17 protein-coding genes are annotated in these 17,762 nt (G+C 40.5%); 8 read left to right on the forward strand and 9 right to left on the reverse strand.

The annotated features are described in order from the left end of the window. Positions 1-977: 977 nt before the first annotated feature. Together RMZ95_RS22100 and thiS are read left to right on the forward strand one after the other, a co-directional pair. Positions 978-2,033 carry a thiamine phosphate synthase gene (locus RMZ95_RS22100; RefSeq protein ID WP_322683575.1) on the forward strand — a complete coding sequence of 352 codons (1,056 nt, stop codon included), beginning with the start codon at positions 978-980 and terminating at the stop codon, positions 2,031-2,033. Positions 2,034-2,150: 117 nt separating this feature from the next. Continuing rightward, positions 2,151-2,363, forward strand: coding sequence for a sulfur carrier protein ThiS (thiS, locus tag RMZ95_RS22105; RefSeq protein WP_322683630.1), 213 nt, complete (start codon positions 2,151-2,153; stop codon positions 2,361-2,363). On the opposite strand, the gene blaOXA is transcribed toward thiS, so the two are convergent. Both blaOXA and RMZ95_RS22115 read right to left on the reverse strand, forming a co-directional pair. Next, entirely contained in the window at positions 2,360-3,214 is an 855-nt protein-coding gene (blaOXA, locus tag RMZ95_RS22110; RefSeq protein ID WP_322683576.1) for a class D beta-lactamase, read from the reverse strand. The two genes, thiS and blaOXA, sit on opposite strands and share 4 nt — an antisense overlap. 218 nt (positions 3,215-3,432) lie before the next feature. Further along, entirely contained in the window at positions 3,433-4,665 is a 1,233-nt protein-coding gene (locus RMZ95_RS22115) for a glycosyltransferase family 4 protein (protein WP_322683577.1), read from the reverse strand. A 1,062-nt stretch (positions 4,666-5,727) separates the two neighbouring features. Here RMZ95_RS22115 and RMZ95_RS22120 point away from each other — a divergent pair. Together RMZ95_RS22120 and RMZ95_RS22125 are read left to right on the forward strand one after the other, a co-directional pair. Next, positions 5,728-6,723, forward strand: a complete 996-nt coding sequence (locus RMZ95_RS22120; protein ID WP_322683578.1) for a DUF1517 domain-containing protein — start codon at positions 5,728-5,730, stop codon at positions 6,721-6,723. 305 nt (positions 6,724-7,028) lie between these two features. Further along, a complete protein-coding gene (locus tag RMZ95_RS22125) occupies positions 7,029-7,409 on the forward strand; it encodes a calcium-binding protein (RefSeq protein WP_322683579.1) in 381 nt (126 codons plus the stop codon). 2 nt (positions 7,410-7,411) lie between these two features. Here the strand turns inward: RMZ95_RS22125 and RMZ95_RS22130 are convergent, their stop codons facing one another. The 3 genes from RMZ95_RS22130 to folB form a co-directional block, all read right to left on the reverse strand. Next, a complete protein-coding gene (locus RMZ95_RS22130; RefSeq protein ID WP_322683580.1) occupies positions 7,412-7,972 on the reverse strand; it encodes a sugar O-acetyltransferase in 561 nt (186 codons plus the stop codon). Between the two features lie 69 nt (positions 7,973-8,041). Beyond that, complete coding sequence (locus tag RMZ95_RS22135) at positions 8,042-9,325, reverse strand: diguanylate cyclase domain-containing protein (RefSeq protein WP_322674935.1); 1,284 nt, start codon at positions 9,323-9,325, stop codon at positions 8,042-8,044. Between the two features lie 1,086 nt (positions 9,326-10,411). Then, positions 10,412-10,780 (reverse strand): dihydroneopterin aldolase, encoded by a 369-nt coding sequence (gene folB / locus RMZ95_RS22140; protein WP_322674934.1) that lies wholly within the window; start codon positions 10,778-10,780, stop codon positions 10,412-10,414. Between the two features lie 167 nt (positions 10,781-10,947). On the opposite strand from folB, the gene menD reads away from it, so the two are divergent. Beyond that, positions 10,948-12,699, forward strand: a complete 1,752-nt coding sequence (gene menD / locus RMZ95_RS22145; protein ID WP_322683581.1) for a 2-succinyl-5-enolpyruvyl-6-hydroxy-3-cyclohexene-1-carboxylic-acid synthase — start codon at positions 10,948-10,950, stop codon at positions 12,697-12,699. 21 nt (positions 12,700-12,720) lie between these two features. Here the strand turns inward: menD and RMZ95_RS22150 are convergent, their stop codons facing one another. After that, complete coding sequence (locus RMZ95_RS22150; RefSeq protein ID WP_322683582.1) at positions 12,721-13,182, reverse strand: tetratricopeptide repeat protein; 462 nt, start codon at positions 13,180-13,182, stop codon at positions 12,721-12,723. Positions 13,183-13,322: 140 nt separating this feature from the next. On the opposite strand from RMZ95_RS22150, the gene RMZ95_RS22155 reads away from it, so the two are divergent. Together RMZ95_RS22155 and RMZ95_RS22160 are read left to right on the forward strand one after the other, a co-directional pair. After that, a complete protein-coding gene (locus tag RMZ95_RS22155; RefSeq protein ID WP_322683583.1) occupies positions 13,323-13,685 on the forward strand; it encodes a type II toxin-antitoxin system RelE/ParE family toxin in 363 nt (120 codons plus the stop codon). A gap of 4 nt (positions 13,686-13,689) precedes the next feature. Beyond that, complete coding sequence (locus RMZ95_RS22160; RefSeq protein ID WP_322683584.1) at positions 13,690-14,034, forward strand: helix-turn-helix domain-containing protein; 345 nt, start codon at positions 13,690-13,692, stop codon at positions 14,032-14,034. A 160-nt stretch (positions 14,035-14,194) separates the two neighbouring features. Here the strand turns inward: RMZ95_RS22160 and RMZ95_RS22165 are convergent, their stop codons facing one another. Beyond that, entirely contained in the window at positions 14,195-15,031 is an 837-nt protein-coding gene (locus RMZ95_RS22165) for an Rpn family recombination-promoting nuclease/putative transposase (protein ID WP_322683585.1), read from the reverse strand. 140 nt (positions 15,032-15,171) lie between these two features. Between RMZ95_RS22165 and menB the strand changes: the two genes are divergently transcribed. Beyond that, on the forward strand, positions 15,172-16,005 hold the full coding sequence (menB, locus tag RMZ95_RS22170; RefSeq protein WP_322683586.1) for a 1,4-dihydroxy-2-naphthoyl-CoA synthase: 834 nt from the start codon (positions 15,172-15,174) through the stop codon (positions 16,003-16,005). A gap of 128 nt (positions 16,006-16,133) precedes the next feature. On the opposite strand, the gene RMZ95_RS22175 is transcribed toward menB, so the two are convergent. Then, positions 16,134-16,448, reverse strand: coding sequence for a hypothetical protein (locus RMZ95_RS22175; RefSeq protein ID WP_322683587.1), 315 nt, complete (start codon positions 16,446-16,448; stop codon positions 16,134-16,136). Between the two features lie 427 nt (positions 16,449-16,875). Beyond that, positions 16,876-17,430, reverse strand: coding sequence for a DUF721 domain-containing protein (locus RMZ95_RS22180; RefSeq protein WP_322683588.1), 555 nt, complete (start codon positions 17,428-17,430; stop codon positions 16,876-16,878). Between the last annotated feature and the right edge of the window lie 332 nt (positions 17,431-17,762).

Consider the following 17,762-nt stretch of genomic DNA (forward strand, 5'->3'; position numbering starts at 1 on the left):
TCCCCAGTCCCTAGTCCCTACGATTAATTCAGAAATCAAATCAGATTGCTATAGATATAAAAGTGAAATTAAATATGTGTTATCCAAAATCCTTGTAGAGACGTAACATCATGTTACCCACCCCACAAGAATTAATTGGATATTTTTTTATTTGGAAGTCCTTAAGAAGCTACGGTGTACACACATCTCTAAAAATCTTACTCACCCAATATTTCTGTTCAAGTGAAAGTCCTACACTGAGCAAATATCCCGCCCGGAACTTTAGTTCCGGGCTGATAGCTAAAGTCCTCTTTTAGAGGACTAAACTAAATGTCTTGTTTAGTCCTCTAAAAGAAGCCTTTGGTTATGAGACTCGGAATAAATTCCGAGGCCGGATAGATACACCGTTATAAGACTCGGAATTTATTCGGAGGCGGGATAGATACACTGTACCGACACTTGTGTGTACACCGTAGCCTTAAAAAGAGGGGAAAAGAAACTCTAAAAGCCCCCCAATTTATCGGGGGGTTGGGGGGATCTCCAAGACTCAGGTGCTTTGAGAAAGGTTTGAAAACACGGCCTAGTCTCTACATAGTTTCCACTAATATAAAACTCTTATTTTATTTTTGAACAAAACTCAGTATACCTTTATTCCTTATTCCCAGTCCCCAGTCCCTTACTTCTACGAGTGATTCAGGAATCAAATCGGATTGCTACATATCTATTGTAGATTTTCTGGTGTATTCCCTTTTGCTAGTCTTTTGTAAGCTCGTTGTCTATCGTAAAACACTTGACTAAGCTCAGTGCGAAACTGTAGCCTCAAACTACCCTTATCACTGTCTATAGGAACATGGGATAATTTACCGTAACCCTCACTACTACGTTATTTTGCGTAGATTCCGCAAAAATTAGTAAAAAAAAGCAATCTTATTTAACTTATGGTTACTAGGACTTATGATAATTCACACTTCGATGAAAGCACTAATGGGGTTGTTGTAATGGTCGAGCCATACAGCCAAAAAGAGCAAACACAGCAAGTTGTTTACCGCATTTTAGATGCCAATTTAGACCGCGCTCGTGAGGGTTTGCGAATTATCGAAGAATGGTGTCGATTTGGTTTGAACAATGCCCAGTTAGCTCTGGAATGCAAACGGCTGCGACAAGAGGTAGCCAAGTGGCATACCCCAGAATTACGGGCGGCGCGAGATACACCAGGCGATCCTGGAACTGAGTTAACCCATCCTCAAGAAGAACAACGAGCTAGTATAAAATCGGTCTTGCAAGCTAACTTTTGTCGGATAGAAGAAGCATTACGGGTGTTGGAAGAATACAGCAAGCTTTACCAACCAAGTATGGCTAAAGCTTGTAAGCAGATGCGCTATCAGGTTTATACCCTAGAAAGTAGTTTAATGGGTCATCAGCGCCATCAATTGTTGTGGCGATCGCGTTTGTATCTTGTGACTTCCCCTAGTGAAAATTTGTTGAACACCGTCGAAGCTGCACTCAAAGGCGGATTAACACTTTTACAATACCGCGACAAAACCGCCGATGATTCTTTGCGTCTGGAACAAGCGAGAAAATTACGGCAGTTATGCCACATCTACGGTGCTTTGTTTATTGTTAACGATCGCGTGGATGTAGCTTTAGCTGTCGATGCCGATGGGGTGCATCTGGGACAACAAGATATGCCTATTGCTGTTGCTCGGCAATTACTGGGTTCGCAACGTCTTATCGGTCTTTCTACCACAAATAAAGAAGAAATGCAAGCAGCAATTGCTGAAAATGTAGATTATATTGGCGTGGGGCCAGTTTATGAAACTCCCACGAAAGTAGGTAAGGCAGCAACAGGGCTAGAATATGTCAGCTATGCAGCCAAAAATTGCTCAATTCCCTGGTTTGCGATTGGGGGAATAGATGCCAACAATATCAATGATGCGATCGATGCTGGAGCCGAACGTGTAGCAGTGGTGCGATCGCTCATGCAAGCCGAACAGCCTACCCTGGTGACGCAATATTTGCTCTCCCAACTAAATCGCATTAAGCCAGAAATTTAAAAGAGTCATTTGTCATTTGTCATTTGTCATTTGCTCAAAGTGAGTAACCAATACCCAATTTCCAATGCCCAATGCCCAATGCCCAATGCCCAATTCCCAATGCCCCACACACATATTATGTCTAATGAGATTTCGATTCAGGTGAATGGGGAAACCCATAGCTGCTCATTTCAAACTTCTTTACCCGACTTACTCCAACAGTTGGGTTTTAACCCCCGATTGGTGGCTGTGGAGTATAACGGCGAAATTTTACACCGACAATTTTGGCCGCAAACAAAAGTGCAACCAGGCGATCGCTTAGAAGTGGTAACTATTGTTGGTGGTGGTTAGTTAATTTGAGCCAGCAAGCCCAAATCTTTAAGGCTACGTCGTGTAATCTCGATGCGGGCGGGTGCATCTTCCGATTTTTGCATATCAAGGGTTGTGGCGAAAAAGTAGACGTTTTTGTTTTGCTCTAAATAACCCACAAACCAACCAACATTTGGTTTAGTACTCGTTAACCATCCTGTCTTTCCTCGCAGTGTGTAGTCTGGAGTTTGTTCGCGTACCATAATGTCTTTGACAAGATTTATTGTCCGTTGCGAGAAAGGCAAATCGCCTTGATATAACCGTTGCAAAAACTTAATTTGCTCTTTGGGTGTAATTTGCAATAGCTGCGGTTGTAACCAAAAACGATCGATGTCTGCGACAGTGCCAATCTGACGGTTTCCGTAGCCTACTTTATTAATAAATTGCTGCATCCGTTCATATCCAGCCCTACGTGCCAATACTTGATAGAACCAAACAGTTGAATCCTTAAAGGCTTGACGCAAATTTGTATCATGATTCCAGGCATCAATGTCTCGGTGAATTCCATCCCAAGTGAGAACTGCCACATCATCAGGAACTACACCTATTTCTAATGCCACCAGCGCGTTAAAAATTTTGAAGGTTGAAGCTGGAGCGATCGCAGTTGCATTACGTTGAGGATTGTGTTCATAGATGCGGTTGTTTTTTGAGTCGTAAATCAAGATTGAGCCTTCACGCTCAAATTCTTGAAAGTGTCGCCCGAAATTTGGCGCTTTCACAGCAGGACGTTCAGATGAAGTTGAAGCAGGTTGAGCCACAACATACATTGCCCCAAAGGTAATCACACTAACTACAGCAAGACATCCAATGACTGTAAACACGAAAGATTGCATTCGGTGCTTTGTGTAACGCCGAAGGGATTGCTCTATGTTAAACCAGATATTCTTCATTGCACATTTAATCACATCACAAGCGAGATTTTACAATGAAATCTTGCTCTTTTGCGAAGCAATTTGTTAAAGGTTATGCAGAAACATGACTTATAGTAAATTGCCCTTTTTGATATTTTTTGAATTTGATAATTCAATCCGATTTAGTTAATAAAATCATTTCACAAAATTGCATTTTTTCCATCTGCTTTGTAAAGCGAGCGATGGAGAGTTTTACGCTTGGCTAATTCTTTACCTTTACGACCGAGTTGCTCGCGTAGTTGTTGGTCTTTGCACAACCGATTGAAAGCTTGAAAAACTTCATAACCAGAATTGGGATTAACGAGTATCCCATTTTCTTCATGCTGAACTGTATCTAGAACACCACCTAAACGAGGGGCAATTATCGGCTTACCGAAGTAACTTGCTTCTAAATAAGCCATACCAAAACCTTCCATATTATTAGGTTTAGTATCTGATAAAGTCAGCATGGCAAATATGTCGCAAGCTGCATAATAACCTGCTAATTCTCGCTCTGGCACATATCCGGCAAAGTGGACGCGCTTATCTACTCGCAAACGATGCGCTAGAGATTTCAGTTCTGACTCACTTGGCCCTTGCCCGCAGAGTATATAGTGGACATCAACCCCAAAAGTTAGCAATATTGGGATGTTATCAATTACTCGGTCGAAACCTTTATGTTTTACTAGTCTGCCGATGGAGAGAATCACTATTGCTGAATCAGGAATGTTGTATGCCTGACGCACGCGAACCCGTAAATCATCAAGGCTACTGGGACTGGCTACATTATTACCAAATTTTTCTGGTCTGATTACGGGGTTAATGACGTGGGTAGGAGTATTTAATCGGAAAGCAGTTCTGAGGTAATCTCTTGTATAAGAACTGTTACAAACAATGCCTTCGGCTCTATGAAGTGTTAATTTAAATAGCGATCGCAGCACGGGATTGTGTAAAGTGCAAAGAAGATCGTTGCCGTGCAGATAGATAAAAAAGCGAATAGGTAACAAATAGCTCAATAGCAACAGTGAAGGAAAATCATAGCCGTGGCCCCACTCTATATAACGATAGTGATAGCGAAAATAGAGTTTAATTGCTAGGACAAATGAGCAGACGATATTGACCAAAGGTTTGAGGATATTTCCCACATAGCCACTACGCCAATATTTAGGATAATACCAGCGATACACAGGAAACTGTTGACTCTTATCAAATACTCGATCTCCTGAGCAACTAGCTGCCAGTACAATTATTCGTTCTGGATCTTGCAGACAACGATTGTAGATATATTCCCCAATTACAGCTTCTTTCGGCAGAAAGATCCGGGATATGACTAGGATATCTGGGTATGCAGCTTTATCTCTGATTTCGGCTGTTAGTTGAGAAATATGTTCCATAATAAAATTGATGACTATATTTCAAATAGTTTTTAATATTTACAATTAGAATTACTTTCAAAGCCATCATTATTATTTTATTTCTTTTAAAACGAATTTGGTAGACAAATTTGAAGCCTATTTTAGAAGATTAGCCAAAAAGATTGTTTTTTTGTTGTGTTGATTTTATTTTTGTTGCAAATTTCTCATTCTTTGAGAGTTTCTGTGCATAATGAACAAAAAATCAAAGCTAACACTTGTAGCGAAAATGCTCAGTAAACATCTGCTGTGAAAATTCCGAAATTTAGCTACGTTCAATAAAATATCCTAAACACTTAAAGTAGATGTGCCAAAATGCCAAAATTTTTATAGCTACTTAGTTGCAACATTATGTCTATTGTGAAAAATTATAAGGATTACAGACACTTATTAGCTTTCTACGTACACGTAAATTATCAGCCTCCAAATGTATTAATGAGTGCTGTCGGTGGTAGCTAGGCGTTTTGCCCGTGCTAAATATTGAGTAATAATAGGACTTACGCAAGTCACAAAAAAATCGGATTTGTAGTTGGTAGTAAGCGGCTCTAGCCCTGATTTTGAAGACTTTAGTCCTTTTTGCGAGACGCTACGCGAACACTACGAACTGAAAATAATATGATATGCCAGTTGCGTAAATCCTGTAATAAGTTCAGAAGTAGTACTACTTATTCAGTGAAGGATTAAAAAATTAGTCAAAATAATCACTAAAAATTAAAATCATCTGTATAATTCAAAACTGTAGTCTGAAACTAGTCCGAGGCATAGCAAACCATTGCCCGTAGACGTAGCGCATCATAGACATCGCAATTTCTGTGAGGATAAACATGTCTTCCGGTACGGTTCCCCAGTCGAGAAATCCCCCCTGCGATCGCTACTTACCCAAGATAAGACGCGGTAAATTGAATATGTAGCCTCGAAAAGGTAATGCTACGTGAATGCTACAAACTTGCTTGTTACGGGCTAGCGTTAGCAACATCCTGCAAGACTGCTCCCACCATCGGGAGAAATCATAAATAATAATTTCGTTTTTCAAGCGATTGTCTTATGCGTAAAAAACTACAACAAACCATCAAACCGCTGTTAAAAACCTTCTTAGCCCTAAGCTTGGTGTTAGCTTTGGCTCTTGGTCACGCTGACGGCGCCTTAGCAGCCCGCAGTGGAGGTCGCATCGGTGGTGGCTCCTTTAGAGCACCTTCTAGCCGCACCTATACACCGCGTACTTATGCACCTCCTGGCGGGGGCGGCTACTATCCCGGTGGTGGTTATGGTGGTGGTTTTGGTGGTGGCTTTGGCTTTCCCTTCCTACTTCCCTTCTGGGGTATTGGCGGAGGATTTGGTGGTCTATTTAGCATCTTAATTTTCTTTGCGATCGCTAATTTCTTATTGCAAACTTTCCGCCGCGTCTCTAGCGGTGAAACTCCAGAAGCAGATTACAGCAGTAACTCTCCTGTTTCTGTAACTCGTTTGCAAGTAGGTTTGTTAGCTCAAGCGCGTGAATTGCAAAATGAACTCAACCACATTGCTGAAACTGCTGATACTAACACCCCCGAAGGCAGAGCAGAAATTCTCCAAGAAGCCAGTCTAGCTTTACTCCGCCATCCAGAATACTTTGTATATGCAGGCGGTGGCACTCAACAAGCCAGTTTAAATTCAGCTGAAAGTCAGTTTAATCGGCTGTCACTGGCAGAACGTAGCAAGTTTAGCGAAGAAACTCTTTCTAATGTCAACAACCAGCTAAGAGCAGCCCTTGCTAAAGATGCTTTACCTCCAGCTGGCGAACTCGACAACCCCACCCGCCTATTTACCGAAGGCCCTGGTGAATACATTGTTGTCACCTTGCTAGCGGCGACACTAGGTAAGTTTGACATCCCCACAGCTATCAATAGTGCTGATGATTTGCGTCAAGCTTTACGGCAAATTGGTAGTATCCCTAGCGACAAGCTTCTAGCAATTGAAGTTCTTTGGACTCCTCAAGCTGAAAATGATACCCTCACATCTGATGATGTGTTAGCAAATTATCCAGATTTGAGACTTGTTTAATTTCTGAAAAATTTTGCATCTATCTTAGTGCAACGAATAAGTTCCCCTGAAGAACAATAACTAGAAAACCGCTTGTCAATGACAAGCGGTTTTTTGTAGAGTTTATATCATTTACAGATAATTAGTTATGATTCCCACAGCCATTTCACCCCACCCACCCCTAAGAGTTTGCAAAGAGGGGATTAAAGGGTGGGGTTTTGGGAGGTTAATAAGTAATTAAGCGGACATCATAGATATATTTAAGTATGATTTTAGAAACATTTTGGTAGTATTATCAAAATGAATTATACGCAAAGTGTTATCTTATGCCTAGTGTTGAAGCCGACGAAAACCGAGAGCATCGCATTAAAACAGAGATTGTTGTAGATGCTGAAGACAAAGAAGACCGAGCTATGGGTTGGTACTACTACCTTGAAGAGACTCTGAATTTTCCCTTTATAGCTACATGGACTAAGAAGGGACGCAAATCAGGTGCTGTCGAGGAGAAACAAGTGGAAGTACTGGGAATGGCCCCAGATGATGAGTGCTTGAAAGATATGTATGTAGAAGTGGCTTATATTAATGGTAAGGATGATGATGTATATTCTGCAAAATTATCTGAAATAGCAGCCATTGATGCTGACAGTGAAACTCAAGACGCGATCGCAGACTGGCTCTATTGGATTGCTAGAGGTTATAAATTTTAAACCTAGGATAAATACCGAATGACGCGGCAAGGATTGCCAGCAGCGACAACATTCTCAGGTATATCTTTGACAACTACACTACCAGCACCAATAGTTGTGTTATCACCAATAGTTACGCCTGGACAAATAATTGCATTGCCGCCAATCCAGACATTATTACCAATGTTAATTGGGGCAGCTAATTCTCTATCAGAAAGACGAATTTCTGGCTCTGTCGGATGATAGGCAGTATAAATTTGCACATAAGGAGCGCACAAAACATTTTCACCAATGTGAACTGTATTACAGTCTAAAATTACACAGCCATAGTTCATATACAATTTGTCACCAGCAAAAATATTACTGCCATAGTCACAGTGAAAGGGTGGCACAATTGCTACTTTTTGACCGATTTTTCCAAATAATTCTTGCAAAATTTGCTGCCGTTGCTCTTGCTGTTCTTCGGTTGTAGAATTGTACTTTCGCAACAGACGACTGGCTAGGTTCTTTTCGGCAGCCAATTCTGGATCTTCGGCCAGATATAATTCGCCTGCGAGCATTTTCTGTTTTTCGGTTTTTTCCATGACAGAATTATGGGGCTTCTCGGTTGTATACCATAACCTTAGTAGCAGCTAGAGTATCATATTCCATCCTTAACTAAATATGGCATAAGTAGCTTTTCCCTGCCGTTTAGCTTGGTACATCGCAATATCAGCATCCCGCAGTAGAGTTGCAGGCTCCTCATAATTACTAAAATTCCAAGTAATACCAATGCTAGCTGTAGCAGATAATTGATATCCATTCAGGTTAACTGGCAATCTTAAGGAGTCTTGAATACGTTTGGCAACATTGGTAGCATCGGTAATGTCTTTGATATCCTCCAAAAGAACAGTAAACTCATCACCACCAAATCGTGCTACAGTATCGCCACTACGTAAGCATGACTCTAAACGTCTAGCGATCGCTACTAAAAAATCATCCCCTATTCCATGCCCAAAGCGATCGTTAATCTCTTTGAAGCCATCTAAATCTAAAAATAAAACTGCAAAATAATAGTCGCTTCTGCGTTTGCTACGTTCAATAGTTTGTCTGAGCCGATCTAAAAATAAAACACGATTCGGTAATTCTGTTAGCCCATCATAAAATGCATTGCGGATCAGTTGTGCCTCTGTCTGCTTACGTTTAGTGATGTCTTGAAACACTAAAACCGCGCCAGTAATATTGCCATCTCGATCGCGGATAGGTGCAACATTATCCCCAATCGCTATTTCTTTACCATCTTTAGTAATCAATGTACAGTTTTCTGGTAAATTGAAAATTTCACCTGCTTCGATTACATAAGTAGCTAAATTTTCAATTTTTTCTCCTACATCTTTATTAACTAAGTTAACAACTTCTATTAAATCTTTCCCCAACGCTTCACTTTGCTTCCAACCAGTGATTAGTTCTGCTATGGGATTCATCATTTCAATACAACCATTTGCATAGGTAACAATCACCGCACAGCCCATACTATTAATAATTGCCATCAACCTCTGTTTTTCTTCGTATAATATTTTTTTGCTCTGATGTTTGTACAGTGTCATTTCAATCACAAAATGTAAATCACTTTCAATAAATGGTTTGGCTATGTAACTAAAAGGCTCACTTAGCTGATTTTTATGTAATCTTTTATATTCCGAATACTCCGTTAGATATACTACAGGCACATGAAAGTGATTCTGAATAATATCAGCTACGTGGAAACCGTCTATTTCTCCAGCTAGACAGATATCAATTAATACTAAATGTGGATGATTTTCTGCTACCTTTTTTATTGCCTCCTCACCAGACTCAGTTATTTCTGATACTAAATAACCTAATTTTTGTAAACTTTTTCTAATATTTGAGGCTAGATTTTTTTCATCCTCAACAATTAAGATTTTGCGGGCGAACATGTTACGATAACCTGTTTGCTAAAGTTCAGATTCTTGTTGTCAGTGTCAACTCAAGTCAAAAGTGCTTATCTTCTCATAAACAATCTCTAACTATCCTGTATTCTTACTTGATATTAATACTGACTAATGAGTAAATAGCATCATATTATTAATCTCCAGAAATTTATAGAAATCCTATTTGATTTACAAACTACCCTTTGAGGCAGGAAACAGGGAACTCTTAACAGGGAACATATTTGTTTGGATCTCATTTAGGATTGCTATATATGATTATCAAAGCTAATTTTGATTAATTTATGTAGCTAATATGATGCTACTAACATCAAATCAAAATTAGAATGCAATTATCAAGCACTCAAAAACTGATTTTAAAATGTATACAATAATTCTATTGGGAAAGTATAAATACTAAGTATAATATCTATATACAAATTAATCAAGAAAAATTTTTCATAAAATCACAGGATATTACTTTAATATAATTAAAAAAATCTAGAGTGTCTTGGATGTAATATATTAATCTACATTAATTTAATTATTAATAATTAATCTTAATCTGTGATTAAAAAGTTTGATGCTGCTTTACCTAAAAATAGCTTTTATATCATATCAGAGGAGTTATAGATGAGAGTTTAAGCTATCTGAAATATTTAATGAACAGTCAACTCGTATTACTTAGAAATATTCATCTAACAACCATAATTAAAAAAATCTCAGTATTATTGTATTGTAATAGCATGGTAAGCCTAAATATGTGCAATATAAAAATAGTTATGTGTCTGACATATCAATAGCTGAGATATTTTTAATGCACTATTTTAGCCTTGCCACGCCACTAAGCGTATTTTAAAAATAAAATACTAGCCCTACAGCTTCTGGTTAATACTTAATCACAATTCCTCTCCTCTAAAAATATGTAAGTTAAATGTTTATCAGCCGTTCGCGGTATTTTTTAGTTTTTTGTTAATCAATAGGTACTGGTGCCAATGGCAGGAAAGATTCTTATTGTGAGACACTTCCAAGCTCCACGTAAACCCCCTGTTCTTTGCTGGCTGATAGATATTGCAAAAAAACACATTTTGTGAATTAAAGGTTGGACTTGATTTTAGTCAGTTCAATGCTAATTCTGCCACCAAAGTCTGGAATAGGTGCGGCAGGTTTGCTGAGAGTGACTTGGACTTTTGTTACACGATCGCACTCTTGGAGGATAGAATCTGCGATCGTTGTTACCAATTTCTCCACCAAAACAAATTTAGACGTTTTGATCAGATGTTGTGTCAAGCTAATGACGCTGCGATAATCTAAAGTGTCTTCGATCGCGTCAGTCTTGGCCGCTGTGGAGATATCCAACCATAACCTCACATCCACCTCAAACCATTGTCCTAGCACCTGTTCTTCTGGTAGATACCCAGTGTAGCCATAGCCGCGAATTCCCGTTAAATGAATGCAGTCCATAAAAGTTTGAGAGCAAATTGTGCATTTTGTAGAAAGTTCAGCAAGTTTGCTTGGAGATTTTCTTTGCCAGAAACTCGCATGGCGGTGATGGAACTCAACACCGCATTGATGGATTTTAAATTGAATTTCCCTAGACAAAATCTAAAATTTAAGATTGTTTTATAGCTATGTTTGATTTAATGCCGATCGCTTATACGAATGTTAATCAACTTTGGGCTTATATTTTAACAGAGACGCTAAAGCGGTTGGGATTGACTTGTGCCATCATTTGTCCGGGATCGCGCTCTACACCCTTAGCGATCGCCTTTGCTCAACAAGCACCTGAGATTGAAGCGATTTCCATTCTCGATGAACGTTCCGCCGCCTTTTTTGCTTTGGGACAAGCGAAAGCAACCGAACGTCCTGTGGTAATTGTTTGCACCTCTGGTACAGCAGGGGCAAATTTTTATTCAGCAGTCATTGAAGCCTCGTATAGCCGCGTACCACTGTTGATATTAACTACCGATAGGCCCCCAGAATTGCGAGATTGTCACTCTGGGCAAACTGTAGATCAATTGAGATTATATGGAAACTACCCAAATTGGCAAACGGAGTTAGCCTTACCCTGTGCCGATCTGGGAATGCTAGCTTACCTGCGACAAACAGTAATTCATAGCTGGGAAAGAGCGCAAACTCCTACAAAGGGGCCAGTACATTTGAATATTCCCTTTCGCGATCCCTTAGCACCTGTTCATGATGGAACCGACTTGAGTTATTTGCGATCGCAGTTAGAATCAGAAGACTTTTTCGCAAGAATAGCAAACCCATGCCCCATGCCCTATGCCCCATTCCCCATTCCCAAAGAATGGAAAGAATGCGATCGCGGCATTATTATCGCAGGTGTTGCCCAACCACAGCGACCAGAGGAATATTGTAGAGCGATCGCGCAACTTTCCCAAACTCTCCAATGGCCTGTGCTAGCTGAGGGACTCTCCCCAGTCAGAAATTATGCCGAACTCAACCCTTATTTGATTTCCACTTATGACCTGATTTTGCGAAATCAGCAACTAGCAAAGCAGCTAGCGCCGGAAATGGTGATTCAAGTAGGTGAAATGCCTACGAGTAAAGAACTACGTAACTGGATAGATGCAACCCAACCGCGACGCTGGGTAATTGACCCTAGCGACCAAAACCTCGACCCTTTGCACGGAAGAACGACGCATTTACGAATATCTGTAGAAGGAATAAAAGTAGAGGAGAGAAATTTATCTTTATCCTCAGATTATGTGCAGGAATGGTGTAATGCAGAAGCGAAGGTTAGGTTAGCGATTGACCAGACAATGGGGAAAATAGATGAAATCATTGAGAGTAAAGCAGCTTGGTTAATTTCTCAGATTTTACCGCCAAAAACGCCTTTGTTTATTGCCAATAGTATGCCTGTGCGGGATGTGGAATATTTCTGGAAACCGAATAATTTGGGGGTGCGATCGTACTTTAACCGGGGTGCAAATGGCATAGATGGCACATTATCCACAGCATTAGGAATTGCTCATCGCCAGCAAAGTAGTGTGATGTTAACGGGAGATTTAGCGCTGTTGCATGATACCAATGGTTTTTTAATCCGCAATAAGTTTGTCGGACATCTGACGATTGTGTTAATTAACAACAATGGCGGTGGTATTTTTGAAATGTTACCCATTGCCAAGTTTGAGCCACCATTTGAAGAGTTTTTTGGCACTCCCCAGGATATTGATTTTGCTCAGTTGTGCGCTACTTATAATGTTCAGCATGAATTGATTACTTCTTGGGAACAGTTACAACAAAGATTCAACCTACTTCCAAATACAGGAATTCGGGTTTTAGAGTTGCAGACAAATCGTAAAAAAGATGCAAAGTGGCGACAGGAAAATTTATGTAAGTTTGGAGTGGATATTCAGTGAGATGCTCTAGACGCGCTTGCACTACTCAACTTCTCGAAGAAATGTTTTCAAATATTCATAGTATTTTAAATCTTCATTTTCAAAAATAGCCTTGCCTTCTATAATATAAGCCCTAGCTAGCTCCTCTTGAGCACGCTCAAAATTTCTTAGTTCCAATTGAGCTTGTCCTAGTTTTAGATGAATATAGGGATTTCCAATTGCATCTGGACAATACATAGCTTCTTGAAGTGCATGACGTGCTTTTTCATAGTCACCCATGAATAAATATGATTCGCCAATAGCAGTTAACAACCAAGTTGATGCTATATAGACTTCAAATGGTTCGGGTATCAAATCAAAAGCTTGATGATAGCTTTCAATCGCTTTTACAAATTCTTTTTGCTCTGTATAAGCATCTCCTACCTTAGACAGTTCCAATATTCTAGAGTAAGTATTCTCGTCGATATTAGGATAATGTTTTTGGCTATCTTTTGATGAGTTCATCAATTTTACCGTTCTTGCTTATCTATTCTTAGTTGGCTCATTTTATCTGGTGTATCAATTTATATAAAATAAACTAGCTGAACAAATATTGTTTATAAAAGGGACTTGAATCCATATGGATTTTAATCCATAATCAACTCATGATATGGGAAATTTCATTTCATGATAAATTTCTACCTGAATTCTATGAATTAACAACAGAAGTACAGGACGAAATCCTTGCACACGCCAAATTGCTTGAATCCGAAGGTCCTCTCCTGCGAAGACCTCATGCTGATACACTTAAAGGCTCTCGACATAAAAATATGAAAGAACTTCGTTTTTATGCAGACGATGGTGTATGGCGAGTAGCTTTTGCTTTCGATCCAGAGAAGAAAGCAATATTACTTATAGCTGGAAACAAAGCAGGGATAAGTGAAAAAAGATTTTACAAGCAACTGATTGCAAAAGCAGATGCACGATTTGACTCTCATCTTGATGAACTCAAAGAAAAAGGAGAATGAAGTTATGACAACAAAACTGAGCGATGTAATGGAAAAACTCCCACCAGCACGTCGAGCAAAAATTCAAGCTCGCGCTCAAGAGCTTATTGCTGAAAACATGACACTTCAAGACATTAGAAAAGCCAGAAAGTTAACTCAGGAATCTATGGCAGAACTATTAGGGATTCGCCAAGATAGTGTCTCTAGGCTGGAAAAACGTACTGACCTCCTTCTTTCTACATTGCGTAGTTATGTAAAGGCTATGGGAGGAGAGCTAAAACTTGTAGCAGAATTTCCTGATAGACCTCCTGTGATTATTTCTGCACTAGGAGAATTAGACGATCGAGCTTCTGAGATAGAAGTAAAATGAGCGATCGCACTTTTTCTTCCACCGCTTCTAATATACCCGCGTGTCTGCAAATGCTTCTTCACTTCGGGAAACTTTATTTGTAGCCATCATTATTTTACGGAGTGCGTAAGCGTAGCCCACCGCAGGTATCGCTCTTCTCCTCTGCGTCTCTGGGTGAAACTTACCCGCTTACTTCACCTTGTAACCATCCTTCCAAATCAGCAAGAGTAGAGAAATCCAACAAAGCATCACCTAAAGCTTCCAACTGTTCCACCGATAACCCTTGAATCTGGCGCTGAAGCGACTCAGGAAACTCACCCACCCGTCGGTTTAATAGTCTTAAGATGAGCGATCGCGCTTCTTCCTCTCGTCCTTCTTCCTTCGCTTCCCGAATCGCCCGTGGTTCTTCCAAATTCAGTCCCAACATCGTTGCAATCTCCTCTCGACTAAGCTTAGAAAACTTGTAGACAATAATCGTCGTCACTAAATCAATTATCGCTTGCTCCGACTGTTGCCGTGCTTGCTCTAACAAAAACCGCGCCCCTTCCATTGCTTCGGTTTCAGAAGTAACATTTGTCAGCAACATCAAACCCAATCCCAAAGGTTGTTCTCGCAAATCCCCCAACTCATCCAGATAAACCCGCCTGACTTGGCCACTTTCCAACAAAGCGCGGTGAATTGTTGAGTTAGAAGGTTCTAGGCTGCGAGAAGCAAAAATTATTACACCAAACCAGTCATCGTAACGAATAGAGTTACGGTAGAGAAACAAAAACAATTCGCTGAAGAAGCGGTGATACAGGTCTTCATCCTTCTGAAACTGGACTTCAGCAAAAAATACGGTTTTGGAAACTGCATCAACCGGAGGTAAAAATACTCCATCAATCCGAAACGCCGTTTCTTTCACTTCAACTGATTCAAACTGGTAACTTTCTGCTTCTGGAGGTGGTTCATCTACTAATTCAAACAGCAAACCCGGAAATTGCTTAAATAATTTATAGAAAATGGTGTCGCGCCGCATTTTTATTCCTCAACACCCAGACAATTACCAGATTGTAAAGGCTTGAGACACTAATTTTAGCGTAGGCGTAGCCTACCGCAGGTATCGCTTGTCCCTACGTCCGCGATAAAATTCTTGAAGCAACAGCGCACCCCATACCAATGCAAATTAACTGGCAAACTGCCAAAACCTACGAAGATATTCTGTATCAAAAAACTGATGGCATTGCGAAAATCACCATCAACCGTCCCCATAAACGCAATGCTTTTCGTCCTGAAACCGTCTTTGAACTGTACGACGCTTTCTGTAATGCTCGTGAAGATACTACTATTGGTGTTGTTCTATTTACTGGTTATGGCCCCCACACTGATGGTAAATATGCCTTCTGTTCTGGTGGCGATCAAAGCGTGCGGGGACATGCGGGTTATGTGGATGATACTGGCATTCCTCGCTTGAATGTGCTGGACTTACAACGGCTGATTCGTTCGATGCCGAAAGTGGTGATTGCTTTAGTGGCTGGATATGCGATCGGTGGTGGACATGTCCTACACTTAATTTGCGACCTTACCATCGCTGCCGATAATGCCATTTTCGGACAGACGGGCCCGAAAGTCGGCAGTTTTGACGGTGGTTTTGGAGCCAGCTATCTTGCCCGCATCGTGGGACAAAAAAAAGCTAGAGAAATTTGGTTTCTCTGCCGCCAATATGATGCACAACAAGCTTTAGAAATGGGTTTAATTAATTGCGTCGTTCCAGTGGAACAACTAGAAACCGAAGGGATTCAATGGGCGCAAGAGATTTTAGAAAAAAGTCCGATCGCAATTCGATGTCTTAAAGCTGCTTTTAACGCTGATTGTGATGGACAAGCTGGTTTACAAGAACTCGCTGGCAATGCCACCCTACTTTATTACATGACAGAAGAAGGAACTGAGGGCAAACAAGCCTTTCTCGAAAAGCGTCCACCAGATTTTCGCTCTTTTCCTTGGCTACCTTAGAATTGCAAAAATCGCCCCCCTTAAATGAGGTGCGATTTTTGTAGATATCAACTTTTACAGCACTAAAAATCTTAAAAACAAATCTTATTTTAAGCAGACTACAAACTCAGTCCAGTAATAATGGATGACTAAATAACCACTGCTTTAGTTTTTACCTGTTCAGATATGGAGGCAGCTATTTCCTCTAGAGGGGCAAGAGCAGCATTATCGAAATCTGAAGCTAAAGATTGACAAGATGTTAAAACTGGAGATGCATCTGGTAAACCCCAAGCATCTTCTAAGGTTTCCCAAGAAGGTGCAAAAGGTGGAAGCGCCAAAGAGCAAGCTTTCCAAGTCGCTTGAACTGGTGCGCCCAACTGCTGGCACGTTCCACCACGGCGACCTTCTGGCTGGTAATGACGACAATATCTACAGGCAGATGCTAAAACTTTAATGGGTTTCATTCGGATTCATCTTTAGTGTTGTTTCTGGCTGAATTTCATCTTTATATTCTGCTTCTATATATAAAGACAGAGAAAAGCCAAAAAGTCATTATTTTCCATAGGTTTCAGCGATCCCAAGTAAAAAATAAACTTCAGGATATTTTTATAATCTTGTTATATATTTAAATAATTCCTAAAGCAGTTACATATACGTATCGTCTAAAACTTATTAGGGATCAAGAGTAAAAGTAAAGCTTTTGATTTATTCAACCTTTTAAATTCCTCCTTAAGCCATCCTTAAGGCATAGAATTTCACATAAATAGTCTGCTTTACATACCACATTTGGCATATTTTAGCGGCAAATTATACTTTTTCTCAAGAATCAGAAAGATTTGATGTAATGGCAGCAAGTTATTTCAGGATAAACTCTGCTCAACAAATAATCGCTCAACTATTTTGCTTTGAAAACTGTTTAGCAGCACAGACAGAACAGACTTCCCAGCGCTGGAGTTCACCGGGAGGGGTGGGAGATTGACACTGGGGACAAAGGGGTAAGCCATGCGAACGCGATCGCACAATCTTTGTCCAATGTCCAAAAGCCGCATTTACATCCTTGGTGGGTGTATCATCAGGGCGGCTAATCTCATCGCCAAGGTAACTGGGATGCTCATGAGGCGAAACCGTTTGTTGCTGTTTTCTTTCCACCGACGGATTCTGCCAGCCAGCAGTAGAGAAGCGAATATCAACCAAAGGCGTTGGCAGCTTTTTATTCAACTTTAAAAGTAGAGATGTGCGACCAAAAGTCAGGTTTTGCGCCCAAGCAGCACTAGAAGTTGCTACCGACAAAACATCACGCTGAATTGATAATGGTCTAGTATTTGCGGCAACTACTGGCCCAACAACTTCTGCCCAACACTTGAGCAGGCGTTGAAATGGTTGCTCCTGCCATTTCGACTGCTTTTCCAGAATCCTTAAAACATCATTAATTGATTTCAACGACATTATTCAAAGTGGGGAGTAGGGATTGGAAAGTGGGGGAGCAAGGGAGCAGGGGAGCAAGGGAGCAGGGGAGCAGAGGAGCAGGGGAGCAGCACTTCGGCTACGCTCAGTGACCGAGGAGAAGTTGCAGTAAGTCTTTCCCCTCTGCCCCTGTGCCCCTCTGCCTCTTGTGCCCAATGCCCCATATCCAATGACGGCAGTTGCTCCACTTGGGGAGACCCCAAGACCGCACTGCCTCCCCAATGCCCACTCTATCTATTTAAATAATTTCCGCTACTATTATCACAAAATATATCTATCTAAAAGTTGATTCCAGTAATCTACGTTTGAGGCAA

Origin of the sequence: Nostoc sp. DedQUE07 (assembly GCF_034530975.2) — a bacterium.
Lineage (GTDB): Bacteria > Cyanobacteriota > Cyanobacteriia > Cyanobacteriales > Nostocaceae > Nostoc.

Coding starts and splice junctions, on each gene's coding strand:
- RMZ95_RS22100 (WP_322683575.1), top strand. CDS start 978: ATGGTCGAGCCATACAGCCAAAAAGAGCAAACACAGCAAGTTGTTTAC.
- thiS (WP_322683630.1), top strand. CDS start 2,151: ATGTCTAATGAGATTTCGATTCAGGTGAATGGGGAAACCCATAGCTGC.
- blaOXA (WP_322683576.1), bottom strand. CDS start 3,214: ATGCAATCTTTCGTGTTTACAGTCATTGGATGTCTTGCTGTAGTTAGT.
- RMZ95_RS22115 (WP_322683577.1), bottom strand. CDS start 4,665: ATGGAACATATTTCTCAACTAACAGCCGAAATCAGAGATAAAGCTGCA.
- RMZ95_RS22120 (WP_322683578.1), top strand. CDS start 5,728: ATGCGTAAAAAACTACAACAAACCATCAAACCGCTGTTAAAAACCTTC.
- RMZ95_RS22125 (WP_322683579.1), top strand. CDS start 7,029: ATGCCTAGTGTTGAAGCCGACGAAAACCGAGAGCATCGCATTAAAACA.
- RMZ95_RS22130 (WP_322683580.1), bottom strand. CDS start 7,972: ATGGAAAAAACCGAAAAACAGAAAATGCTCGCAGGCGAATTATATCTG.
- RMZ95_RS22135 (WP_322674935.1), bottom strand. CDS start 9,325: ATGTTCGCCCGCAAAATCTTAATTGTTGAGGATGAAAAAAATCTAGCC.
- folB (WP_322674934.1), bottom strand. CDS start 10,780: ATGGACTGCATTCATTTAACGGGAATTCGCGGCTATGGCTACACTGGG.
- menD (WP_322683581.1), top strand. CDS start 10,948: ATGTTTGATTTAATGCCGATCGCTTATACGAATGTTAATCAACTTTGG.
- RMZ95_RS22150 (WP_322683582.1), bottom strand. CDS start 13,182: ATGAACTCATCAAAAGATAGCCAAAAACATTATCCTAATATCGACGAG.
- RMZ95_RS22155 (WP_322683583.1), top strand. CDS start 13,323: ATGATATGGGAAATTTCATTTCATGATAAATTTCTACCTGAATTCTAT.
- RMZ95_RS22160 (WP_322683584.1), top strand. CDS start 13,690: ATGACAACAAAACTGAGCGATGTAATGGAAAAACTCCCACCAGCACGT.
- RMZ95_RS22165 (WP_322683585.1), bottom strand. CDS start 15,031: ATGCGGCGCGACACCATTTTCTATAAATTATTTAAGCAATTTCCGGGT.
- menB (WP_322683586.1), top strand. CDS start 15,172: ATGCAAATTAACTGGCAAACTGCCAAAACCTACGAAGATATTCTGTAT.
- RMZ95_RS22175 (WP_322683587.1), bottom strand. CDS start 16,448: ATGAAACCCATTAAAGTTTTAGCATCTGCCTGTAGATATTGTCGTCAT.
- RMZ95_RS22180 (WP_322683588.1), bottom strand. CDS start 17,430: ATGTCGTTGAAATCAATTAATGATGTTTTAAGGATTCTGGAAAAGCAG.